Source organism: Nocardia ninae NBRC 108245, assembly GCF_007990755.1.
Lineage (GTDB): Bacteria > Actinomycetota > Actinomycetes > Mycobacteriales > Mycobacteriaceae > Nocardia > Nocardia ninae.
In genome coordinates this window covers 1-23,200 of the sequence record NZ_BJXA01000089.1, presented here as the reverse complement: position 1 = coordinate 23,200, position 23,200 = coordinate 1, and the positions used below count along the sequence as shown (strand labels likewise).

At 67.8% G+C, this 23,200-nt stretch carries 22 protein-coding genes; 12 read left to right on the top strand and 10 right to left on the bottom strand.

What is annotated here, in order from left to right; translation table 11 throughout:
• Nucleotides 1-37: 37 nt before the first annotated feature.
• The 3 genes from NN4_RS38250 to NN4_RS38240 all read left to right on the top strand — a co-directional run bounded on the left by NN4_RS38250 (nucleotide 38) and on the right by NN4_RS38240 (nucleotide 3,081).
• Nucleotides 38-733: a TetR/AcrR family transcriptional regulator gene (locus NN4_RS38250; protein ID WP_147141445.1), complete on the top strand. Its 696-nt coding sequence runs from the start codon at nucleotides 38-40 to the stop codon at nucleotides 731-733.
• Between the two features lie 125 nt (nucleotides 734-858).
• Nucleotides 859-2,238: a polysaccharide pyruvyl transferase family protein gene (locus NN4_RS38245; protein ID WP_147141440.1), complete on the top strand. Its 1,380-nt coding sequence runs from the start codon at nucleotides 859-861 to the stop codon at nucleotides 2,236-2,238.
• Nucleotides 2,239-2,241: 3 nt separating this feature from the next.
• Nucleotides 2,242-3,081: a glycosyltransferase family 2 protein gene (locus tag NN4_RS38240; RefSeq protein WP_186818829.1), complete on the top strand. Its 840-nt coding sequence runs from the start codon at nucleotides 2,242-2,244 to the stop codon at nucleotides 3,079-3,081.
• Between the two features lie 101 nt (nucleotides 3,082-3,182).
• On the opposite strand, the gene NN4_RS38235 is transcribed toward NN4_RS38240, so the two are convergent.
• The 6 genes from NN4_RS38235 to NN4_RS38210 all read right to left on the bottom strand — a co-directional run bounded on the left by NN4_RS38235 (nucleotide 3,183) and on the right by NN4_RS38210 (nucleotide 8,967).
• Nucleotides 3,183-3,818 (bottom strand): MspA family porin, encoded by a 636-nt coding sequence (locus tag NN4_RS38235; RefSeq protein WP_147141435.1) that lies wholly within the window; start codon nucleotides 3,816-3,818, stop codon nucleotides 3,183-3,185.
• Nucleotides 3,819-4,011: 193 nt separating this feature from the next.
• Entirely contained in the window at nucleotides 4,012-5,124 is a 1,113-nt protein-coding gene (locus tag NN4_RS38230; protein WP_147141432.1) for a class I SAM-dependent methyltransferase, read from the bottom strand.
• Between the two features lie 86 nt (nucleotides 5,125-5,210).
• Nucleotides 5,211-6,257, bottom strand: coding sequence for an NAD-dependent epimerase/dehydratase family protein (locus NN4_RS38225; protein ID WP_147141429.1), 1,047 nt, complete (start codon nucleotides 6,255-6,257; stop codon nucleotides 5,211-5,213).
• Between the two features lie 3 nt (nucleotides 6,258-6,260).
• Nucleotides 6,261-6,911, bottom strand: coding sequence for a PIG-L deacetylase family protein (locus tag NN4_RS38220; RefSeq protein ID WP_147141426.1), 651 nt, complete (start codon nucleotides 6,909-6,911; stop codon nucleotides 6,261-6,263).
• Complete coding sequence (locus NN4_RS38215) at nucleotides 6,908-7,684, bottom strand: glycosyltransferase family protein (protein ID WP_147141423.1); 777 nt, start codon at nucleotides 7,682-7,684, stop codon at nucleotides 6,908-6,910. Before NN4_RS38215 ends, NN4_RS38220 begins: the two co-directional genes overlap by 4 nt.
• Nucleotides 7,681-8,967, bottom strand: a complete 1,287-nt coding sequence (locus NN4_RS38210; protein WP_147141420.1) for a class I SAM-dependent methyltransferase — start codon at nucleotides 8,965-8,967, stop codon at nucleotides 7,681-7,683. Before NN4_RS38210 ends, NN4_RS38215 begins: the two co-directional genes overlap by 4 nt.
• 491 nt (nucleotides 8,968-9,458) lie before the next feature.
• On the opposite strand from NN4_RS38210, the gene NN4_RS38205 reads away from it, so the two are divergent.
• Nucleotides 9,459-10,970: a sugar transferase gene (locus NN4_RS38205; protein ID WP_147141417.1), complete on the top strand. Its 1,512-nt coding sequence runs from the start codon at nucleotides 9,459-9,461 to the stop codon at nucleotides 10,968-10,970.
• Here NN4_RS38205 and NN4_RS38200 read toward each other — a convergent pair.
• Nucleotides 10,964-11,620, bottom strand: a complete 657-nt coding sequence (locus NN4_RS38200) for a biliverdin-producing heme oxygenase (protein ID WP_147141413.1) — start codon at nucleotides 11,618-11,620, stop codon at nucleotides 10,964-10,966. The genes NN4_RS38205 and NN4_RS38200 overlap by 7 nt on opposite strands.
• A 125-nt stretch (nucleotides 11,621-11,745) precedes the next feature.
• The gene (locus NN4_RS38195; protein ID WP_199856990.1) at nucleotides 11,746-13,185 is read right to left on the bottom strand and encodes a threonine/serine exporter family protein; all 1,440 of its coding nucleotides are present in this window, start codon (nucleotides 13,183-13,185) and stop codon (nucleotides 11,746-11,748) included.
• 253 nt (nucleotides 13,186-13,438) lie between these two features.
• Between NN4_RS38195 and NN4_RS38190 the strand changes: the two genes are divergently transcribed.
• Nucleotides 13,439-13,606, top strand: a complete 168-nt coding sequence (locus NN4_RS38190; protein WP_147141410.1) for a ribbon-helix-helix protein, CopG family — start codon at nucleotides 13,439-13,441, stop codon at nucleotides 13,604-13,606.
• Between the two features lie 10 nt (nucleotides 13,607-13,616).
• A complete protein-coding gene (locus NN4_RS38185) occupies nucleotides 13,617-13,961 on the top strand; it encodes a VOC family protein (RefSeq protein WP_147141407.1) in 345 nt (114 codons plus the stop codon).
• 14 nt (nucleotides 13,962-13,975) lie between these two features.
• Here the strand turns inward: NN4_RS38185 and NN4_RS38180 are convergent, their stop codons facing one another.
• A complete protein-coding gene (locus tag NN4_RS38180; RefSeq protein WP_186818828.1) occupies nucleotides 13,976-15,325 on the bottom strand; it encodes an LVIVD repeat-containing protein in 1,350 nt (449 codons plus the stop codon).
• Nucleotides 15,326-15,514: 189 nt separating this feature from the next.
• Here NN4_RS38180 and NN4_RS38175 point away from each other — a divergent pair, with 189 nt between their 5' ends.
• The 3 genes from NN4_RS38175 (at nucleotide 15,515) to NN4_RS38165 (ending at nucleotide 18,967) form a co-directional block, all read left to right on the top strand.
• Nucleotides 15,515-17,038 carry a peptide ABC transporter substrate-binding protein gene (locus NN4_RS38175; RefSeq protein ID WP_147141404.1) on the top strand — a complete coding sequence of 508 codons (1,524 nt, stop codon included), beginning with the start codon at nucleotides 15,515-15,517 and terminating at the stop codon, nucleotides 17,036-17,038.
• Between the two features lie 86 nt (nucleotides 17,039-17,124).
• Complete coding sequence (locus tag NN4_RS38170; protein ID WP_246181310.1) at nucleotides 17,125-18,480, top strand: MFS transporter; 1,356 nt, start codon at nucleotides 17,125-17,127, stop codon at nucleotides 18,478-18,480.
• A gap of 112 nt (nucleotides 18,481-18,592) precedes the next feature.
• On the top strand, nucleotides 18,593-18,967 hold the full coding sequence (locus NN4_RS38165; protein ID WP_147141401.1) for a hypothetical protein: 375 nt from the start codon (nucleotides 18,593-18,595) through the stop codon (nucleotides 18,965-18,967).
• 11 nt (nucleotides 18,968-18,978) lie between these two features.
• Here the strand turns inward: NN4_RS38165 and NN4_RS38160 are convergent, their stop codons facing one another.
• Nucleotides 18,979-20,910: an acyl-CoA dehydrogenase family protein gene (locus tag NN4_RS38160; RefSeq protein ID WP_147141398.1), complete on the bottom strand. Its 1,932-nt coding sequence runs from the start codon at nucleotides 20,908-20,910 to the stop codon at nucleotides 18,979-18,981.
• A 106-nt stretch (nucleotides 20,911-21,016) separates the two neighbouring features.
• Between NN4_RS38160 and NN4_RS38155 the strand changes: the two genes are divergently transcribed.
• The 3 genes from NN4_RS38155 to NN4_RS38145 form a co-directional block, all read left to right on the top strand.
• On the top strand, nucleotides 21,017-21,670 hold the full coding sequence (locus NN4_RS38155; protein WP_147141394.1) for a TetR/AcrR family transcriptional regulator: 654 nt from the start codon (nucleotides 21,017-21,019) through the stop codon (nucleotides 21,668-21,670).
• Nucleotides 21,670-22,602, top strand: coding sequence for an ABC transporter ATP-binding protein (locus NN4_RS38150; RefSeq protein WP_147141392.1), 933 nt, complete (start codon nucleotides 21,670-21,672; stop codon nucleotides 22,600-22,602). Before NN4_RS38155 ends, NN4_RS38150 begins: the two co-directional genes overlap by 1 nt.
• The coding region (locus tag NN4_RS38145; RefSeq protein WP_503826349.1) for an efflux permease Rv1217c-related protein at nucleotides 22,599-23,200 on the top strand (602 nt) is incomplete at its 3' end. The genes NN4_RS38150 and NN4_RS38145, both read left to right, overlap by 4 nt.

Here is a 23,200-nt window from a genome sequence, read left to right as displayed (position 1 = left end):
TGGGAGACAATGCGGAGATGACGAGAAAGGTCCAGCGATGAGTGGCGGCGCCGAACAGCGACGACCTGTGCGGCCCTACGGCGGCGTCGGTGCGGCGGATCGGGTCGCCGCGCGGCGCGGCAAACTGCTCGACGCCGGCCTGGAACTGTTCGGCACCCAGGGGTATGCGGCGACCGGCGTCAAAGACCTGTGCCGGTCCGCCGGGCTCACCGACCGGTACTTCTACGAATCATTCGGCGGCACCAAGGAGTTGTTCGCCGCGGTCTTCGATCGCGTCATCGACGAGCTGTTCGACGCGGTCGCCCGCGCCGTGGGCGCCGTGCCCGCCGAGGGGACCCGCAAGTTACGCGCGGGTATCGGCACCTACCTCACCGCGCTGGCCGAGGATCCGCGCAAACTCCGCATCGTCTTCGTGGAGCCCACCGGGGCGGGCGCGGAACACCGGATGCGCGAGGCACTGTGGCGATTCGCGCGATTGGTGGCCGCGACCGCCACCGAGGCCAGACCCGAAGCGCGGCCGCCCGCCGAACTGGTCGACATCTACGCGCTCTCGGTCGTCGGGATGCTCGAGCGGGTCCTCGTGGAGAAGCAGGGCGGGCGGGTGACCGTGCCGATGGACGAGCTGGTGGACTATTGCACGGCATTCGCCGGTGCGTCGCTCGGCGCGCTCTACGCCGGGCGGATAACCAAACAATCCGGTCGGCACGAAGCAGCTTCGCGCGCAACGGAGTAAGTAGCTCGGCGCTGGCGGGTAACCCTCGGTCCGGTAGCCGCGATGCATAGCGTGAGGTAGATTTCACAACGAGTTCGTGCTCGGCACGGACCGACCCGCGGGGGACTGGCGGGAGGACATGGACAGTGGGGACCGTAGGTTCCGAGGCCGAGCGCGCCGCTATCGCCGAGGGCGATATCCGAGTGCTGGTCGAGAACGGTGAGTACTGGCTGCGTAACCGCGGCGACATCGCGATGATGGCGGTGACCGTCGAGCGGCTGCGGGCACGCTGGCCGCGCGCCAGGATCGGCGTGCTCACCCATCAACCCGGCATCCTGCAGGCGCTGCTGCCCGAGGCGGAACCGCTGTGCGGGCCCGACTGGAGCTGGGGCCGCGACAGCTGGCCCGGCCGCCTAAACCGTACGGCCGGAACACGATTGGTCGGCCCGGCGGCGCTGCGCTGGCGGGCCGCGACCGACGGACCGAAGGACCGGCTGCGGGCGTTGCGCTCGGCCGCCCGGCGCCGCGCCGACGGCCCCGGCCGCACCGAACACGTCACGACACCGGAGGAGACCGAGTTCCCGGTGGAGATCCCGGCCGCCGTCGAGCAGGCCTCCCTGGTGCTCGCCCTCGGCGGTGGCTACATGACCGACGTCGACCGCTATCAGGCGCACCGGACGCTGAACCTGCTCGAACACGCGCGGTCCCGGGGCATTCCGACGGCCCTGGTCGGCCAGGGCCTCGGACCGCTGCGTGATCCGGCGCTGGTCCGCCGCGCGTCCGAGGTGTTGCCCGGCGTCGATTTCCTGGCGCTGCGCGAAGCCAGGCGTGGCCCGGAACTGTTGTCGCGCTTCGGCGTCGCACCGGAACGGGTACTGGTCACCGGTGACGACGCGATCGAATTCGGCTACCGCCTGCGGCAGGCCAAGATCGGCGCGGATATCGGACTGTGCCTGCGGGTGGCCGACTATTCACGGGTCAGCGCGGCCGCGCAGGCCACGCTCGGCCGGGTGGTCCGCGCGTGCGCCGGCCAGCTCGACGCCGGGGTGGTGCCGCTGATCATCTCCGAATACGCCTCCGAGGATCGACTATCCACCTTGCCGCTGCTCGCCGGAGCGGAGTGCGCCAGGCCTGCCATCGGCCGTGGCGGCACGCCCGAGGATGTCGCGCGTCAGGTCGCGGGGTGCCGGGTGCTGGTCACCAGTGCCTACCATCTCGCGGTTTTCGCGCTGTCCCAAGGCATTCCGGCCGTCGGCATCACCGCCTCGGAGTACTACGACGACAAGTTCCACGGCCTGCGCCAGATGTTCGGCACCGGACTGCGGATCGTGCACCTCGATGACCCCGCGCTGGACCGGACGCTGACCACGGCCGTGACAGAGTCGTGGTCCGAGGCGCCGACACTGCGGGATACGTTGCAGCAGAAGGCCGTCCAGCAGATCGACGCCAGCCGGGCCGGGCTCGAACGGGTCTTCCGGCTGGTGGAAAGCGGACCGGTGCGGCCGGGCCATCAGCTAGGGGGATAGATCATGGCTAGTTTGTCGGTTTGCGTGCCTGCCTACAACTCGGGACGCACGCTGGCCACGACACTGCGCTCGGTGCTCGACCAGGACGTGGACTTCGAACTTCTGGTGCTGGACAACGCCAGCACCGACGAGACGGGTGACATCGCACACGGGATCGACGATCCGCGAATTCGGGTGCTGCGCAACGACACCGTGCTACCGATCGGGGACAACTGGAACAAGGCGATCACCGCGTCGACCGGGGATCTGGTCAAGGTGGTCTGTGCCGACGATGTGCTGCGGCCCGGTGCGCTGGCCGCGCAGCTCGCGGTGATGGCCGACGATCCCTCGATCGCCATCTCGTCGAGTCGCTTCGAGGTGATCGACGAGGCGGGCGAGGTGCTCGAAACCGGCCTGGGACTGGCCGGTTTGCTCGGCAAGCAGACCGCGCGGGCCCTGGCCAGGGTCATCGTGCGGCGCGGTCCGGCCGATTTCGGGCCGACCGCTGCGGCGATGTTCTACCGCAAGCACTTCGACCTGGTCGGCGGGTTGCGCGGCGATCTGGTGTTCCCGATGGACGTCGACCTGTTCGCCAGGGTGTCCTCGTTCGGCGGGTTCTTCGGGATGTCGGAAATCCTTGCGGCCTGGCGCAATTCGTCGTTCAACCTGTGCAGCCGCACCTCGACGGTGAGCAAGCTGACCGACATGTACCGGTTCCATCACCGCATCGCGGGCGACTATCCGCACCTGGTGAGCCGCGGCGACGTGCTGGCGGGGGATACCCGCTTGGCGCGGGCGGCGTTGTACCGCTTGCGGGTTCGCACGGTGGCCACCGTGCGGAACCGGCCGGATCTCCTGGTCTGAGCACCGTCCGATCAGTGCTCTGAGCACGTCCGAGGAACAGCGAAACCGCCCCGCACTGCGGGGCGGTTTCGCTGTTGAAAGATCACCTGATCGCGATCACCTCAGATCGACCAGAGCCGCCCATAGGTGAACACGGCGTCACCACTGGAACTGACCACCTTGACGAACGGCCGGATCGTGGTCTGCCCGACCACCCCGGTTACGGTGCCGTGGAAGCCGGACATGCGCAGGAAGCCGGCCGCGCCGGAAACATCGCCGCCCGCGCATTCCACCGTCTGGATCCCAGGTCCGAAGCCGACCTCGAGTTCGACGCCGGCCCGGGGGATCAGCCCCTCCAGCTTCAAGGTCGCGCCGTCGCTGCCGAGGTCCACCCCGAGACCCGGCGTCGAGTAGTTGAACTTCAACCGTCCGGTCAGGGTCGCCGGATAGCCGACCTGGTAGCCGATGGTGATGTGCCCGCGCCAGTCCTCGGCGTTCGGCCCGGCGATCTTGTAGGCCGCTTCGCCATTGTGAAACCACTCGCGGGTCAACGCGTTTCCGTCCAGCGGCGGCACGAAGTCGATCCGCGTGTCGGACTGGATCGCCTCGATCGAACGATCCTTCTGATCGACGATCTGGTTACTGCTGTCGACGACCGCTCCCGCGGTGCCTATTCCCAAAGCCAGCCCCGACGCCACCACGGTGGCGATCGCGAACATTCGGACGCAACGGCTGCATTGCTGCGTGAAATCCCTCATCAGGTTTGTCCCCTCTGCACACACACCTGGCCGAGCGTGGTCGTTCGCTCGACGCCCGCTCCCCGACACGCGGGAGCGAAGAACTCATCGATCATCTGTGGCGATCAGGTGTTCGGTAAATCGAATCATGTCAGATCAAGCGCATCGAGCAAGCGGGCGAGCATGCGCTGGGGGACAGCGAATTCGGAGCAACTCAGCCTCCTTGCACGGTGGTGTCGGCCGGGTCGTCGACGATCCAGCAGCCGTCGAGTTCCGGGTAGCGGGCGCGGACCTCCGGCAGCAGATCGGGCAGCGTCAGCAGCACGAGATCCGGTCGGGCCGTGACCAGTTCCTCGGGCGCGATGATGGGCACGTCGGTGCCCGGCATCCGGCGACCCTGCTTGGCCGGTGACGCGTCGGCGACGGCGGCGATCAACCCGCGATCGACACCCGCCAGACTGAACAGCGCCACCGCACGCGACGCCGCGCCGTAGGCGAACACCCGATCACCCTGTGCGGCATGCCTGGTGAGCCAGCGGCGCAACGCCTCGGCGTGTACGTCGGCAGCCTGCTGGAGGCCGCGGACGGCGGCGACCTCGGTGTAGGCGGACTCCTGGGTCAGGATGTCGCGCGCCGCCGCGTCGGGGCGATGCGTGCCGTGGCGGGCAGCGACCAGCACGGTGCCGCCGTACAGGTCGAACCGCCACGCGGTGGTGACGCTCATGCCCGCGGCGGCCAGCAATCGGCTCAGCGCGGACAGCGAATAGTAGGCAAAGTGCCCGTGCCGCAATGCGTTCCACTGGCGCGAGGCGACGATCGTGGCCAGCGAATGGAATTGGATCAACAGCAGGCCGCCGGGCGCGGTGGCCGCTGCCCGCTCGGTGATGGCGGCACGCTGGTCGGGCTCGTGCATAAGGCCGAAACAGTCGAGCATCACATCGGCGACACCCTCGGTCTGGGTGTAGCCGCGCTCGGTCAGCAGGGGCACCCAGGTGCCCCCGTGCGGGCTGCCGAACTCGCGCACCGTATTCCCGTGCAGCAGACCGGATTCGGCGACCCGCGCGACGGCGTCGGCCGCTTGTTCGCGCAACGCCGCAGGCTCGATGCCGCGTGGTTCCTGCGTGCGGGTGTCGTCCTCGGCCAGTTGCGCGAGAGCGCAGCGCGCGCACAGATCCATGCGCAGCGGATGCGCCGTCTCGGCGAGGCCGACCGGCGCGGCCGCCGGCGGAAAGTAGTCCGCGGCCGGGACCATACCCAGATCGAGCACCGTCGTGAGCTCGGTGCCCCCGCAACCCCGGCAGGGTCGCCCGCTATCGAGGGGAACCATCACCGGCCCTTTCGTGGTGCGCCGGTGCGGGCCGCACGCATGGCACCGTGGCCGACCGCCGTCGACGCTGCGCCGGAGCCGCCCGTCTAAGTGGCTGGCACACGAGCGGGTCCGGGCTGTATCCGGCGCATCGTCCCATCGAGCACCCCGCTGTCGCGTAACTTCTCCAGGTGCGGCAGCCGGGTGAACTTCTGGAAGAAGTCGTCGTAGGTGAGGCCACGCGCGGTGTACTCCTGGAACAGCTCGTCCGCCCCGGCCTGCACGGTCCACAGTGCGCGAAAACCGATGGCGGCGCGGGCGGCCGAGAAATCGACGCGATAGGAGCGCGGGTCGGCGCCGCTCTCGCCGGTGATGTTCAGCCGCGACCCGGGCACCGCCGCCACCACCGCCTGCGCGATATCGGCGACGGTGAGGTTGTTGGCCTCGGTGCCGATGTTGAAGGCGCGGCAGTGGATTGCCGCCGGGGGAGCGGTGAGACAGTTGGCGAAGGCCCACGCGATATCGCGGGCGTGCACCAGCGGCCGCCACGGGGTGCCGTCGGAGAGCACCTTCACCTCGCCGGTCAGCGTGGCGTAGCCGACCAGGTTGTTGAGCACGATGTCGGCCCGCAACCGTGGCGAGAAGCCGAATGCCGTTGCGTTGCGCAGGAATACGGGGGAGAAGCCGGAGTCCGCGAGCGCGGCGACATCGTCCTCGACCCGCACCTTGCTCTCCGCGTACGGGGTGATCGGCCGCAGCGGCGCATCCTCGGTGACCAGGTCCGCGCCCGCGGCGCCGTAGACCGAACAGGTGGAGGCGTACAGGAACCGCCGCACCCCGGCCTCTTTGGCGAGCCGGGCCAGCCGCACCGACGCGTGATGGTTGATGGCGTAGGTGATCTCGGGCGCCAGCGCGCCGAGCGGATCATTGGACAGCGCGGCGAGATGGATGACCGCGTCGAAGCCGCGCAGCTGGTCGACGGTCACATCGCGCAGGTCCACGGCCAGGCCGGGCGGGTCGCCCGGCAGGTCGCCGAGGACGCAGTCGGCGAAGAAGCCGGCGTCCAGACCGACCACCTCGTGCGCGTTGGCCCGCAGGACCGGCACCATGACGGTGCCCAGATACCCCTGGTGTCCGGTGACGAGTACCCGCATGGCTTACGAACCTCCGAAATCGATGACTGCCTTGTCGAGCACGAATGCTTCGGCGTGCCCGGCGTGGCATTGCACGCCGCGCAGCCGGGTCAGGCCGGTGAACGCCTGCTCGTCGAACCAGTCCCGGTGGGCCTGGGACGGATAGTGCTTCAGTAGTAGCCGGGCCTTCTCCGCGGCGAGCGCCGCGGTGATCCGGTGGTAGACGCTGGGACTGGGAGTGTCGCTCTCCCACTTGAGGATCTCGTAGCCGAGCACGAGGTGATCGCGGAACTCGGTCGGCACCAACTCGGCCAGCAGCCGATGATCCTGATGCGCGTCGCCGCGTTGCGTGGCGAAGACCAGGTCGGGTTCGGTGCTGCCACGAAAAGCACTGAGCGCGTCCTTGATTCGGTCCCAGTGCGCGGGAGCCCGGCCGTCGGGTACGTCGAGCACGGTGAGGTCGAGCTCGGCACCCGGGCAGAACGCGGCCAGCGCAAGGCTTTCCTCGTCCGCCCGCGCGGTCCCGCCGCCGGACAGGACCAGGGCGCGCACCCGCAGTCCCGGGTGCGCGCCAGCCAGTGTCAGGAGCGTCGCGCCCATGCCGATGGCGATGTCGTCGCAGTGCGCACCGAGCACCGCGATCTCGGCGACCGCTCCGACGCCGAGTCGGATCACGCGTGCTCCCAGACCATCCAGGGCCGTGCGCCGCTGCGGTAGCCCGCGTCGAGTTCGGCGCGCTCCTTGAACGTGTCGGCGGGCTTCCAGAAGCCGAGATGCCGATAGCCGAACAGCCGGCCCTGCCCGGCCAAGGTGCCGCACGCGTCCGCGACCAGATCGCCGCCCGGCGGCAGCAGATCGAAGATCTCCTGGTTCAGCACGAAGTAACCGCCGTTCTCCCACAACGGCATTCGCGACACCGGCATGATCTCCTTGACCTCACCGGTCGGCTTCATGTCCACGCAGTGGAACGACGATTGCGGCGGCACCACCATCATCGAGGCGGCCGCGCCGGACTCGGTGAACTTCTCGATCATGTCGTCCAGCGGTGCGTCGGTGAGCACGTCGGCGTAGTTCGCCAGGAAACGCTCGTCACTTCCGACGTGTTCGCGGACCCGGCGCAGCCGCTCGCCGATGGGCGATTCCACGCCGGTGTCGACAAAGGTGATCTGCCAGTCGTTGATATCGGAGCGCAGCATTTCCACCCGGCCGTCCCGCATGACGAAGTCGTTGGACACCGATTCCTGGTAGGTCAGAAAGAAATTCTTGATGTGCAGACCGCCGTAGCCGAGACACAGGATGAATTCCTTGTGCCCGAAGTGCGCGTAATAACGCATCACATGCCACAGCAGCGGTCGTGGGCCGACGAGCTGCATGGGTTTCGGAATCATGTCGTCGGTCCCGTCACGCATCCGCATGCCGTACCCGCCGCAGAACAGCACAACCTTCATCGCGCTCCCCTCCCTGTCTTTCCTGAATGTGTAGCGCTGTTCACTTCGTTGTGACTGGTGAGATCGGCACGATGCAGTGCCGGAAGCGGGTAGACCAATTCGGCTCCCCACGAGGCGATATGGCGCAGTTGCGCGGTGATCTCGGTTTCCAGATTCCACGGCAGCACCAGCACGACGTCCGGTCGATCGAGCTCGATCCGGTCGGGTGCGTGGATCGGGATCCGGGTCCCCGGGGTGAAGCGTCCGTGCTTGTAGGGATTCCGGTCGACGGTGTACTCGAGCAGGTCGGTGCGGATGCCGCAGTAGTTGAGCAGGGTGTTGCCCTTGCCCGGTGCGCCGTAGCCGACGACGCGTTTGCCCGCGGCGCGCTGGTCGAGCAGGAAGCGCAGCAGGTCGTGGCGAACCGCCTCGGTGCGCGGGCGCAGTTGCGTGTAGCCGTCGGCCTGGTGCAGGCCCGCCTCCCGCTCCAAGCGAAGCACGTCGGCTACCCGGCTGGTCGGGGTGGCGCCGAGCGGGGTAGGGCGGGCCCACAGGCGTAGCGAGCCGCCGTGGGTGTCGAGCAGCTCGACATCGACGACCGACAGACCGGCAGTCGCCAGCGCCCACTGCGCCGAATGCACGGTGTAGTACTGGAAGTGCTCGTGGTAGATCGTGTCGAACTGGCCGAGTCGCAACAGGTTCAGCGCGTGGTGCACCTCGATCGAGAGCCAGCCGTCGTCGGCCATCAGCTCGCGCAGCGACCGGGTGAAGCCGCGCAGATCGGGCACGTGCGCGTACACGTTGTTGGCGACCACCAGGTCGGCGGGCCGGTGTGCCGCACGAATCTTCGCGGCCGAGTCCTCGTCCAGGAAGGTGGTCTCGGTGGGTACGCCCGCCGCCCGCGCGGCGTCGCCGACGTTCACCGAGGGCTCCACGCCGAGGCAGGGGATGCCCGCCGCCACCGCGTGCCGCAGCAGGTAGCCGTCGTTGCTCGCCACCTCGACGACGAAGGATTGCGCGGTCAGGCCGAGCCGCTCGATCGCCTGTGCGACAAAGGTTTGCGCGTGCCGCACCCAGCTGTCGGAGTACGACGAGAAATACGCGTACTCGGTGAACGTCTCCGCGGGAGTGATCAATGCCGGAATCTGCAACAGCAGACAGTCCGTGCACAGCCGAAGATGCAGCGGGTAGGTTGGTTCGGGAAGGTCGAGTTCGTCCGGCGCGAGAAATTTCTCGCACGGCGGCGTCGCTCCCAAATCGAGCACGCTCGTCAAGCGCTCGGAATCACACAGTCGACATAACAACGAAGCCCACCTTCTGCCGAGAGCCGTACCTCCGGCGCATTGCCGGCGCACCCCTGAAGTCGACCCGATCCAGTGAGACGTTACAACGAATGCCCCGCGTGTCGTAGGTGAAATCGACTGGTCTGGAAGTAATTTCCGGTAATTTTGGCCTGTTTCCGACGAGTAGCTTCCGGATGGCTATCGGGCGGCTTGGTGGTTCCGCCCCCATCGGATGAATTCGCCTGCGGATAGCGAAGGTTCGCGACCTGGCCTCCTGTGCCCCCGAACGCCGGAAACATACCGGGGCGGAAAACCGACCGTTACCCTGTCGGCTACTAAGTGGAACACTTTGCGGCCCTGATGATTCGACATGTGAAACGGATTGTGTTCTGTAACAATCGGCTTCTGGCCGCCGAAGGACGGACATCCGAGGCGTCAGGATGATGTCGCGGGGACCGGTCAACGCAGATCGGGGGGCTAGTTTCTTCTCTCCCAGGGGGAGGTGCGTTTCCATGAGCTACGAGCTCACCGACGACGACGATCTGGACTATCGTCGATCGCCGCACAGTATGCCGCGCTCCGAGCGTGAACGATGGCAAGCCGAGTATGTAAAACGGATAGGCGCAACCGATTTCGCCGTGATCGTGGTTGCGGTGGCGCTGGCGCAGATCATCCGGTTCGGCGGGCCCGCCGCGCCGCCGCTGGCCTGGCACCTGCCCTACGAAGTGGGGTACACGGTCGTCTCCGGCGTGCTCGCGCTGAGCTGGGCCGGTTTCCTCGCGGTGGGCAACACCCGGTCGCCCCAGGTGGTCGGCAGCGGCAGCGAGGAGTACCGGCGCTTGGTCGCCGCGACGCTGCGCTTGTTCGGCGTGCTCGCGATCTTGTCACTGGTTTTCCAGATCGAGTTCGCTCGTGGCTATTTGGCGATTGCACTACCGCTCGGTCTGTTCGGACTGATGCTCAACAGATTGCTGTGGCGCATCCACGCGCGACAGCTGCGCGCCAGGGGGGAGTACCGGACCTCGGTCCTCGTCGTCGGCTGCGCGGAGGCGGCGCAGGCGATGGCGAACGCCTTCGCCCGCGACCCGGCCTCGGGATACCGGGTGGTCGGTGTGTGTATTCCGAACGGGCTCAACGAGATCACCGAGTACATCCGGGAGCCCTCGGGGCACACGTTCTCCGTGGTCGGCAGCGACCGCACGGTGCTCGACGCGGTGCGTCGCAGCGGTGCCGACACTGTGGCGGTCACCGCGACCGATCACCTCGGCCCGGTCGAACTGCGGCGGATGGCCTGGGAACTCGACCCGCTCGGCGTCGAGCTGATCGTCGCGCCCGGCGTCGTCGATATCGCGGGCACCCGACTGACCAATCGTTTCGTCGCGGGAGTGCCGATGCTGCACATCGCCAAACCGCAATACGACCGCGCCAAGTCGACCGGCAAGGCGGTGTTCGACATGTGCTTCGCGGCCGCGGTGCTGGTGCTGATCGCGCCGACGATGCTGGCCATCGCGCTGGCGGTGAAACTGACCAGTCCGGGGCCGGTGTTCTATCTGTCCGAGCGAATCGGGCGGGGCGGCAAGCCCTTCCGGATGATCAAGTTCCGCAGCATGTATGTCGAGGCGGAGGCGGGCGTGGACGCGCTCATCGCGCGGCACGGGGGCAATCCGGTCTTCTTCAAGATGAAGGACGACCCGCGTATCACGCCGGTAGGCAAGATCATTCGCAAGTTCAGCCTGGACGAGCTGCCGCAGTTCTTCAACGTGCTGCGCGGTGAGATGAGCGTGGTCGGGCCGCGCCCGCAGGTGCAGCGTGAGGTGGACAGCTACGACGGCGAGATGCGGCGCAGGCTGCTGGTCAAGCCCGGGGTCACCGGGCTGTGGCAGGTCAGTGGGCGCTCGGACCTCTCGCTGGAAGACTCGGTGCGGCTGGACCTTTCGTACGTGGAGAACTGGTCCATGGTGCTGGACCTGCTGCTCATCGCCAGGACGATCGGCGCGGTGACCCGCGGCGCGGGCGCCTACTGAGCGGCCGGAAACTCCTGCGCGAGTTCCTGGAACAGCGCGGTGTTCATCGCGAACGCGCGCTGCCCCTCGTCGAGCACGCGGCGGCGCTCGAGATCGTCGAGCGGCAGCTGGTCGAGCAGGCTGCGGTATTCGCGCTTGAACGCGGCCGGGTTGCCGACGCCGTCGAAGACGTAGAAGCGGACGCCGTCGCCGCGGTGCGGCAGGTTCCACAGCTTCTCCGCGGTACCGCGGATGACCTGTCCGCCGGAGAGGTCGCCGAGGTAGCGGGTGTAGTGGTGCGCGATGTAGCCGGCGGGCCAGTCCCGGGCGCACTCGTCGATGCGCGCGGCGTAGGCAGCGGTGGCGGGGAGTGGTTCGAGTCCGGCGCGCCAGTCCGGGCCGATGAGGTGGGCGAGATCGCGTTCGAGCTCGGCGGTGCGGGCCAGTTCGGGCCGGATGAACGGACCGGCGATCGGGTCTTCGCTCAGGGTGTCCCAGCGGCTCTCCAGTGCGCGATAGATGAACCAGAGTTGGCCGGTGTAGCGGTGATACGAGTCGACCCCGAGCGCCCCGCCGAGCATGTCGCTCATGAACCGGGAGTTCTCCGCCTCCGCGTGCTGCTGCTCGGTGGCGCTACGGATCTGTTTCGAGAACGGCGTTGCCTCTGACATATCCGAACCACCTCACTCGCGCACCTGCGGGTCACCTTCTAGTATGGCTACCCTAACTAACTCGTCTGACCATACCGGGTTAATGTGCGCCGCGCACGGACATGCCTCACTCACTGGGCGGCGCGTCATTGGATAGGCGGCGGCCTGCGGCGCCCGCGCGGCCGGATCCGGCGCACGATCGGGCGGCGCAGCGAGCCGAAGCGGCGCAGGATGCGCGGCCGCCGAACGGTACGGTCGAACCATTCGCCGAGGGTGACGCCAGCGGCCAGCGCGCAGCCGACGCCGAAGGCGAGCAGCAGCTGATTCGCGCCGAGCACCAGCTCGTCGTTGAGCACCGCATACAGTCCGCGGTAGAGCTTGAGACCGGGCAGCAGCGGGGTGATGCCCGCGATGGCGACGACCAGCGGGGGAGTCAGCGCGCGGCGCGCCATGAGACCACCGGCCATGCCGATCACGGTTGCGGCTACGCCCGAGGAGAGCACCGGGCCGAACCCGATCTCCTGCACCACCAGATAGCAGATGGTGCCCGCGGCGCCACTGCCCGCCGCGGCGGTGAGCGCGCGCTTCTCGGCGTAGCAGGCGAGCGCGAAGGCGAGCGACGCGACCGCACCGGCCACGATCTGGACCGGCAGGTCGATGATGCCGCCCGCCGGTGTGGTCAGGATCGGCGGCACCGTTGCGCCGAAGAGCCAGCCGATGCGCAGCGTGAGCGCGATGCCCGCGATGATGCCGCCGGTCATCATCATCACCTCGAGCATGCGGGCGGTCGAGGTGATCGGCGCCCCGGTTATGCCGTCCTGCACCGCGCCGACCAGTTGTAATCCACTGAGCAGCACGGTGATTCCGGCCGCGATGATCAGCGCCGGATCCACCTGGATGCCGAGCGGCTCGGCGAGGGTGGCGAGCACGACGGCGGGGGTGGCGGCGATCGCACCACCCACCATGTGCTGGAAGAAGAACGGCAGACCGTAGCGGTTGAGCACGCGGTTGGACCGGTCGATGGCGAGTGTGGTGACGAAACTGACTGCCGCGACGACGATTCCGCCACCGAGCAGCGCGGCGATCGCCGCGGCCAGCAGCGACCAGCCGAAGGTGGCCGTCCAGCGGTGGTAGGGGTGCGGCGCCGTGGTGATCGTGTCGAGCGCGGCGCGCGCGTCCTCCGGCGCGACCACCTCGTTGCGGATGCGGCGGGTCAACCGGTCGACCGCGGCCAGCCTGGTGAAGTCCAGTGACCGGTAGGTCACGATTCGCATGGAACTGGCCGGCGGCAGTCGCGGGCCCCGATCGGCCCAGATCCTGATGGAGTCGTAGGTGACATCCACATCGCAGCGTGCCAGCCCGTAGGTGGCGGCGATGAAGCGGACCTGGGTGGTCGTATCGATCACGCCCGTCCCCGAAGCCAGCACCACCTCGCCGACGCGCACCGCGAGATCCAGCACCTCCGCCACCCGCGCATCGTCGGTGAGGTCGATCGGTTGCAGCGGCGAAGGCGCCGCAACGATCGTGTCCGCGGTAGCCGGCCGATCGGCGACCAGCTTCCCGACCGCCTGACTCACCACCGGCATGCGCCGCCCGCGCCGGAACAGCCGCCGCCGACCGAGATGATCGACCCGCGTCTCCGTGCTGTCGCCTCCCGGCAGCGTGTCTGAATCCATGCACGCGAACGTAGTCACCTCCCGGCGACCTTCGCATCCGGGCTGCACAACGGCCCGCCAACCGCGTGTCGGGCGGCCGCCATGATCATCCGCCGTCGGGGGCGAAGTCTGTGCTGCCGCCGGACCATGGCGGCTAGATTGCTAGCATGCTAGCATCGACGTTGTGGGCGACGAGGAAGTGAAGCAGTTCAACGTGTACTTGCCGTTAGGTCTGATCAGGCAGGTCAAGCATCACGCGATCGAGCACGAGCTCTCGCTCTCCGCTCTGGTCGCCGCTGCGCTGCGCGCCTACCTCGCCGATACCCACTCGGACAAGCGAAACGCTGAATAGGAGATCCGATATGGCAATCGACGGCATCGAAGGTATTTTCCTGTCCACCCACAACTGGGGCAGGGCGGCCAAGTTCTACGAGGCACTCGGCTTCGAGCTGGACTTCGCGACCGACCACGGTTCCGGCATGCTCCGCCGCGGCGACGGGCCTTACCTGTTCATCGCCGAGGTGCCGAAGAACCAAGAGCCGCAGATACAGCTCATCCTGTCGGTCGCGAACGCCGACGAATTCCAGCCCGACGCATCGATCGACGTGGTCACGCCGTTCGAGGAAACGCACTACGGAAAGAAGGAAATGACGGTTCGCGACCCCGACGGGCGCGTGCTGAACATTCAGGCCCCGCTCGAAGGCTGAGCAACGGCTCGACGTCAGCGGGTGAGTTGGAGGATGTCTACGCCTCGGTTGTTGTCGGCGACGTAGGCGTAGCCGCGGTGCCAATAGGGGGCCCAGGCGGCTGCGTCACCGGGGCGGTAGTAGGCGATCTGTTTGGGGTTGGTGGGGTCGCTGACGTCCAAGAAGCGGGTGCCCTGGGCGTAGAAGGATTGGACGAGGACCTTGTCCTGGACGTCGAAGTAGTGGGCGGAGCAGTCGGGGGAGGCGGGGTTGCTGCCTTCTTGGCCGGCGACGCTCCAGGTGCCGATGGTGTTGAGGCGGTACGGTTTCTGTGGGGTTGATCGCCAGCCTTCGCCGTTGTAAGACCCTTCGAGGGACGCGATCACCAGTACGCCGTCACCGGCGCAGCCGTCGACGAAGCTCTCTTCGGTGGCGTAGATCAGGTTTCCGTTGCCCCAGGGGCCGGTGCCGCCGCCGTCTTTCGCGCGGTTGCCGATCGGGCGGTAGCTGTTGTGCATGAACTTGGACGGCGCGGCTGTCTCCTTGATGCCGCCGCCTGCGTAGGGGACCGGGTCGCTCGCCGAGGCCATCCGCATTTTGCCGGTCACCGGGTCCTTGTGCATGCCCTCGGTCCAGTACCCGCGCACGCCGCCGCGGCCCGACGCCCAGGCGACACCGGTTTGGTCGACCTGGACGTCGTGCACGTAGTCGGTCTTGCCGTCGTTGCGGGCCAGTTCGATCGGGTTGGGGAAGACCTTCGGCTTGCGCGGGTTCCTGATGTCGGTGACCCAGATCGGTCGACCGCCCCACTCGGCGGGCATGCTGTCGGCCTTGGCGGGGCCGCCGGTCCACAGGTATTGGCAGTCGTTGATGCAGGTGGTGGTGTGGCCCGCGGGCACCTTGACGTAGCTCATCACGGACGGTTTCGCCGGATCGGCGAGGTCGACCACGTAGATGCCGGACTCGCCGGTGCGGACGTTGCCGCCGAAGGCCCGTGGGTCCCTGGCGAGGAAGACGCGTTTGCGCACCGGGTCGACCTCGGTGTCCTCGGTCTCCCACATGCCCGGCATATTGAGCTGCCCGATGAGTTTCGGGGCCGCCGGGTTCGCGGTGAGGTCGTAGGTCTTCACCCCGAACTCACCGGCCACGACCATGACGTCCCTGGCGCCGTACTGGAGGAATTGCAGCGAGATCGCGCCCTGCGCGTCCGGGACGCTGCCGACGGCTTTGACATTCTTTTCCGCGGCGGGCGCATTCGTGGCCGACGGTGCCGCGGCCGGTGGGCCGTCCTCCTCCCCGCAGGCCACGGCGGGCAGCGCGGTGGCGGTGAGGGTCGCCGTCACGGCGATCAACAGCAGGGACGACCGGAAGAACAAGCGGCGCACAACTACCTCCCAGCGAGGCGTGACCAGGGGATTCCTGGTCGCCGAGATGCCTCACTGTAAGTGTCGGCGCGGCCGCACGCGATACCCATATCGCCAGATCGGGAACTGGGGAGCAACTTTCGCGTGGTAGGCGACGTGATGCCCGGTTCGGCGGTGTGCTTCGAGCGCTGCGCGGTCAATGATGTTGGTATGCCAGGTGATCCATGCCCGAACCGGGTCGCTGCCCGCAATAGCCGCTGGGCTGCTCGGGCCGTGCGCCTTGCCGCCGCGTTCGTCGTCCTCCTGCTCGGCGTCGCCGGCTGCGCCGCGTCGGCGGAGCAGCCGGAGCCGGGCGTGCTCACGGTCGGTGTCCGCGAACCGGCCGGCCTGCTGCCCGCCGATCTGCGCGACCAGACGGGCCGGATGATCGTCGGCGCGCTGTGGACACCGCTGGTCGACTACGACGCGGCGACCGGGACGACCACGCTGCGGGCCGCGGAGGCGGTCTCCAGCACGGACCAGATGACCTGGGAGGTCAAGTTACGCAACGGAAATCAGTTCCACGACGGGACGCCGGTCACCGCGAAGTCTTATGTCGACACCTGGCGCACCGTGGCGGCCGAGCGATGGACCGGCTCGGGCGCGCTCACCGAAGTGTTGCGCGCCAACGAGATCAGCGCGCCGGACGAGCACACCCTGCGGATCGTGCTCGACCGGCCGTTCGGTCAGGTGCCCGCCGTGCTGGCCGCTCCGGCGTTGCTCCCACTGCCCGCATCGGTGCTGGCCTCCCGGGATTGGGCAGGCTTCGCGGTCGCACCGGTCGGCAACGGGCCGTTCCGGCTGGCCGAGCCATGGCAGCCGAATTCGGGCGGTCGGCTGCTACGGGTGGGGGAGGCCGCGGGCAACGTGCGCGAGATCCAGCTCAGGGTGGGCGATTCCGTCGCGCAGTACGCACAGGTGCGGGCGGGCTCGCTCGACCTGGCCACCGAGGTGCCCGGCGCGCGGCACGACGCCATGCACCAGGATTTCGCCGATCGGCACGCGATGTGGCCGTTGCCGGAAGCCAGCTATCTGGCATTCCCCATGTCCGACAAGCGTTTCGAGGACGCGGCCGCGCGCCATGCGTTCGCGATGGCGCTGGACCGCGCGGCCTTGGCGGCGGGCCCGCTCGCGAACCAGGTCGATCCGGCCCGCGCGCTACTGCCACCCGGCATCGCCCCCGGCGAACGTTCCGCCACCTGTCGGCCGTGCACGCACGACCAGCCCGCGGCGAAGTCGCTGCTCGGGCAGGTCACCTTCACCGGCCCGGTCACGCTGTATTTCGGTGCCGCGCAAGAGCAATGGGCACAGCCGCTCGCCGAGCAGCTGCGCACCGCCTTCGCGTTGGAGGTGACCGCCCGACCACGCGGCTACCAGGCACCCCAACCGTCCGACGCGCCCTTCCTGCTGACCTATGCACCGAGCACCGCCAGCCCCCACGAACTCCTCACCGCCCTAGCGAAAACCACCGCCCTTCCCGACGAAGGGTTCACCCAGCTGTTGGCAGCCGCCGATGCCGCGGCCACCGCAGCGGAGAGCGGCCAGCGCTACCGCCTCGTCGAAAACCACCTGCTGCGAGACCTCCCGATAGCCCCACTGTGGTCCGGCCACGGCCACGCGGTCTGGACGCCGCGAGTACACCAGGTCACGGCCACCCCGCTGCGCGGCATCGAGCTAGCCTCCATCTCGCTATGAGCGGTTGCCGTGTCGAAATACCGGGCCGGACGCTGAGTGCTAAGTCATAGTCGTACAGGGTGATTCGGCACGAGCGAGGGGCTGTGATGATGAGTGAACCGGCGGCGACTTCGGGGGCGCGATTCGCGCGGGTGGTCGCGGCCAGCGTGGCGGGCACGACGATCGAGTTCTACGACTTCTTCCTCTACGGCCTGGCGGCGGCGCTGGTATTCAACAAGGTGTTCTTTCCGGCCGGTGATCCGTTGGTCGGGGTCCTGCTGGCGATGGGGACCTATGCGGTGGGGTTTCTCGCGCGGCCGCTCGGTGGGGTGCTGTTCGGACACCTCGGCGACCGGGTCGGGCGGCGGCGCACCCTGTCCATCACGTTGATGCTGATGGGTGCGGCGACGGTGGCGATCGGGCTCATTCCGTCCTACGCGACGATCGGGGTCGCGGCGCCGATTCTGCTGGTGCTGCTGCGGCTGGTGCAGGGGCTGGCGCTCGGCGGCGAATGGGGCGGCGCGGTGCTACTGGTGGCCGAGCACGGATCGGCGGCGCACCGGGGGTTCTGGAGCAGCTGGCCGCAGACCGGCGGGCCGTTGGGGAACCTGCTGGCCACCGGGGTACTCGCCGCGCTCGGACTGGGTGTCTCCAACGCGGAATTCGAGGCGTGGGGCTGGCGGATACCGTTCCTGCTGTCGATAGTGCTTGTCGCGGTGGGGCTTTGGCTGCGGCACGCGGTAGAGGAGTCGCCGATCTTCGTGGCGGCGCAGCGGCGCGGGGCGACGCGGCAGGGGCACGCGCCGTTGCGGATCGTAGTGGGTCGCTATCGCAAGCAGGTGCTGATGGCGGCACTGGCCGATGTCGGCGAAAAGGCGACGTATTACACCTTCAGCATCTTCCTGCTGGCCTATCTGACCCAGGTGGTGCATGTGCCGAAATCCACTGCGCTGACCGCGATTACCATCGCCTCGGTCTTTCAGGCGACCGCGATCGTGCTGGGTGGGGCGCTCGGCGACCGGTTCGGGCGACGGGTGATCAGCGTGCTGCTCACGGTGCTGGTCGCGGCGTGGGCGCTGAGCGCGCTACCCATGGTGGACAGCGGAAGCGCGGTCCGGATCACGGTGGTCATCACCGTCGGCCTGACCCTGCACGGCCTGCTGACGGGCGCGCAGGCGCCGTTCTTCGCGGAGCTGTTCCCGAGCGAGGTGCGTTACACCGGCGCGTCATTGGGCTACCAACTCGCGACGATCGTCGGCGGTTCGCTGATTCCGCTCATCGGTCTGGCGCTGCTGCAACGCTTTCCGTCGACCGTGCCCATCACCCTGTTGCTGTGCGCGACGCTGGCCTGTACCGCGAGCGCGTTCCTCTGGGCGGGCGAGACCCGTGGGCGCGATCTGCGCGATATCGCGGGGGCGGCCGGTTCATCGACCGGCCCGCGCCGCTCGACCGCCAGCTCCTGAAAGCCGATGTCGGGTGTTCGGCGGACAGACGCCGTAAGTCCTTGGTGCAACACTCATCTGGACGACACCGGACAATGAGTGCCGTCTCGACACAGCACGCGAGGAGTGCGTTATGCGACTGGTGGTGAACCGCAGCCAAACGGCGGTCAAGGGGAAGCGCGGCGGGCACAAGGGCATCGAGTTCAATCTCACCTGCCAGCTGCAGCTCACGGACGAGGAAAGCTGGCTCGTCCAGCAGTACACGCTGCTGGAGTATCCGCTGACCTGGCGCACCATCCAGGGCACCCGGCTGGTCGGCGACACCATCGGCAGTCTGCTGAACGGCTCGAGTCAGACGGTGTCGGACGTGAAGACGTTGCTGTCGAACGAAGCCGTGATCAAGGATGCGATCGACGAGTTGCCGACGCTGTTCGAGGTCTGCCGGACCTTCGGCGGCAAGGAGATCATCGACTACCCGCGCGAGAAGCGTGTGATCGCGCGCGGGTAGTCGAGGTGTTCCTAGCCCCGCTCGAACACGCTCGCGTCGTCCAGCATGGCGGCGTGCAGCATTGATTCCGGCACACCCATGCCCTCGACGAGGGTGAGCGCTTCCGGCCGAAGCCGGTCGACGAGCTCGTTGACGCCCCGGCGCACCGCCTTGGCCCGCTCGACGGACATGAACCGGTGCATGATGTACCACGCCGAGTTCTCTTCCAGCGTCGAGTAGACGAAGAGATCGCAGACCGTCTCCGCGAGGGCGCGCGCGTCCGGGTCTTGAATGTCCTCGATTCCCTCGATGAAGGCCTCCAGCACCAGCCGATCGATGTGGGCGGTGCCCGCGGTCAGGATGTGGTCCTGGGCGTTGTTGAAGGCTTCGAACGGTGTGGTGTCCTTGGCTCGGGCGCGCAGGCGATGACCGGCGGTGCGCACCAGGTATTCCTCGCGGTCGGCGAAGAGTTGGAGCTGTACCGCGCGCCGGGCGAGATCGCCGTCGTCGATGGAGTCGTTGGAACCGTCGCGCAGGCGCTGGATCAGCTGCCGCACACCGGTCACCTTGCGCACTTCGTCACCCGCCATGGTGGCGGCGAACTTCACCCAGCCCAGCGCGTCCAGGTCACGCACCTCGTCGGAGTACGCGGTGAGCAGCTCCTTGGCCACCAGCTGGGTGAGCACCACATTGTCGCCCTCGAAGGTGGTGAACACGTCGGTGTCCGCCTTCAACCCGACGAGGCGGTTCTCGGTCAAATAGCCTGCGCCACCGCAAGCTTCGCGGCACTCCTGGATGGCGCGGGTGGCGTGCCGGGTCTGCGCGACCTTCAAACCGGCGGCCCGCTTCTCCAGCGCTCGCTGCGAGCTCGGGTTGAGATCCTGACCGGTCTGCACGAGATGCATGCGGCGCACCAGGTCGTTCTGCGCGAACGCCAAGGCGTAGGTCTTGGCGACCAGCGGCAGCAATCGCCGCTGGTGGCTGCGGTAGTCCAGCAGCACCGTCTCCTGTCCGCTGTCCGGATCGGAGAACTGCCTGCGCTTCAACGCATACCGCAGCGCGATGCTCAGCGCGACCCGGGTGCCTGCCGCCGCCGCACCGCCGACGCTGACCCGCCCGCGCACCAGCGTGCCCAGGGTGGTGAAGAAGCGACGGCTCGGATTCTCGATCTCGGAGGTGTAGGTACCGTCCGGCTCGACGTCTGCGTACCGGTTGAGCAGGTTCTCCCGTGGAATGCGGACATGGTCGAACACGATGCGGCCGTTGTCGACACCGGGCAGGCCGCCCTTGAGTCCATCGTCGATGGTGGTCACGCCCGGCAGGTCGGCGCCGTTGTCGTCGCGGATCGGCACCAGGAAACAGTGCACGCCGCGACCCTCGCCCTGGGTGATCAACTGCGCGAAAACCGCTGCCATTCTTGCGTGTTCGGCGGCACCGCCGATGTAGTCCTTGCGCGCCGACGGCGTCGGCGAGTGGATCACGAACTCCTCGGTGTCCGGATCGTAGGTCGCGGTGGTCTCCAGGTGGGCCACGTCGCTGCCGTGCCCGGACTCGGTCATCGCGAAACACCCGAGCAGATCGAGCGAGATCAGCCGCTTGATGTACTCGCGGTGCCGTTCGGTGCCGAGGTTCTCCACCGCCCCGCCGAACAGGCCCCACTGCACGCCCGCTTTGACCCACAGCGACAGATCCGTGTAGGCCAGCATCTCCAGCCCGGTGACCGCGGCGCCCGGCTCGCTGGTGCCGCCGTTCTCCCGGCGGAAGCCGCGCTCGGCGTAGCCCATGGTGGCGATGACGCGCATCTGCTCGAGCACCCGGGCCCGGGCGGCCTTGTAGTCGAGGTAGGGGTCTCCGGCGAACTTGTCGTCCGCGAGCTGGATTCGGGCCTGCTCCCGGATCTCGCCCCACGGTCCGTCCAGTGCTGCGCGTAGGTGATCCGCCGTCGTAGCGGTGCCGGTAGTCATAACTCGACATTAGCCCGCGCCGCGCCGGGCAAACCGTGACTGTTGACACGACATTCCGGGCAGGGCTCTTGTGGCGGATTGAACGAGTGTTTAATATATTGAACATGTGTTTAACGAACAGCCCCTACCGCAAGGACCCGCCACGGATCTGACCACGGCGGCCCGAATCCGTGATGCCGCGATCGAGGTCTTCGGCGACCAGGGCTTCCAGGTCGGCGTGCGCGTGATCGCCCAGGCGGCAGGCGTCTCGCCCGGCCTGGTGAACCACCACTTCGGTTCCAAAGACGGCCTGCGCGCGGCCTGTGACGAGCGGGTGCTCCAGCTGATTCGCGACGAGAAGATCAAGGCGATCACCGCGCAGAGTGTGGCGAAGGGCATGCTGTCCGCGCTTGCCGAGATCGAGGTGTACGGACCGCTGGTCGCCTACATGGTGCGCAGCCTGCAGGCGGGCGGGCCGATGGCTCAGTCGCTTTTCGAGCACATGGTCGCCGATGCCGAGATCTACATCCAGCAAGGTGTCGATGCGGGCGCGCTCAAACCGAGCCGCGACCCGGCGGCGCGTGCCAGATATCTGATGACACTCAACGTCGGCGCGACCCTGCTGTGGGTGCAGATGCACCAGCAGCCCGGCGAAAAGCTCGACTTCCGCAAAGCGATTCGCGAGCTGACCGAGGAGCTCACACCCCCCGCCCTGGAGTTCTACACCCAGGGCATCCTGACCGACCCCACGCTATTGGACACTTTCATCGAGGAGCATTGATGTCCGAAGTCATCCAAATCCACAATCTCCGCAAGGCTTTCGGTCATGTCGCCGCTCTGGACGGCCTCGACCTCACGGTCAGCGAGGGCGAGATCCACGGCTTCCTGGGTCCCAACGGCGCGGGTAAGTCCACGACGATCCGCGTCCTGCTCGGAATTCTGCGCGCCACCTCCGGCCGCGCCGAACTGCTCGGGCGCGACCCGTGGTCCGACGCGGTCGCGCTGCACCACGAACTCGCCTATGTGCCAGGCGATGTCACGCTGTGGCCGTCGCTGTCCGGCGGCGAGACGATCGACCTGCTCGCCCGCATGCGCGGCGGCATCAACGCCGACCGCCGCGAAGAACTGATCGAGCGGTTCGATCTGGATCCGCGCAAGAAGGCGCGCACCTACTCCAAAGGCAACCGGCAGAAGGTCGCGCTGATCTCCGCGCTCGCGTCCGACGTGCGACTGCTGCTGCTCGACGAACCCACCTCGGGCCTGGATCCGTTGATGGAACAGGTGTTTCGCGAATGCGTCGAGGAGGCCAAGCAGCGCGGCACCACCGTGCTGCTGTCGAGCCACATCCTGTCCGAGGTGGAGGCGCTCTGCGATCGGGTGACCATCATTCGCGCCGGACGCACCGTGGAAAGCGGCTCGCTACAGGAGCTTCGGCACCTCTCCCGCACCTCGATCACCGCCGAATTGTCGGGCGACCCAGGGGATCTCAGCCGCATCGCCGGCGTCGAGGACATCGAGCGGGACGGCTCGACCCTGCGCTGTCAGGTGGACGGTGAGCATCTCGGTGAGCTGATCCGGGTGCTCGGCGACGCCGGCGTGCGCAGCCTGACCAGCGCACCGCCGACCCTGGAAGAGCTGTTCATGCGGCATTACCACGTCGACGGCGACGCCTCGGCGCACGCGACGAAGAGCGGGGAGAAGGTGGGCGCATGACTACGGCAACCGCGGGCAGGCATTACGCTGCCCCGACGGTGCGCGGCTCGGCCGACTTGGCGGGCACCGGCCAACTGTTGCGCCTGTTTCTGCGCCGCGACCGAATTGTCCTGCCGCTGTGGGTGATCGCGTTCGGGCTGCTGCCCGCCTTCTATGTCGCGAGCACCAAGAGCGTCTACGGCACGCAGGCCGATCTCGACAACTACGCGAAGACCATCACCGACAGCCCGGCGCTCGTCGCCATGTACGGCCCGGTGTTCAGCACCGATATCGGCTCCATGTCACTGTGGAAAGCGGGGCCCTATTTCGCGATGATCGGCATCGCGACCATCCTCACGGTCATCCGGCACACCCGGGTCGAGGAGGAGACCGGCCGCGCCGAACTCGTCGGCGCGACCAGCATCGGCCGCTTCGCCGGGCTCACCGCGGTGCTGCTGATGACCACCTTCGGCTGTGTGGTCGTCGGAATCCTGTCCACCGCAATGCTGTACAGCAACGACCTGCCACTGGCCGGGTCGGCGGCGTTCTCGGTGACGCTGGCCTGCTCCGGCCTGGCTTGGGCCGGGGTGGCGGCGGTGGCCGCGCAGGTGAGCACCGG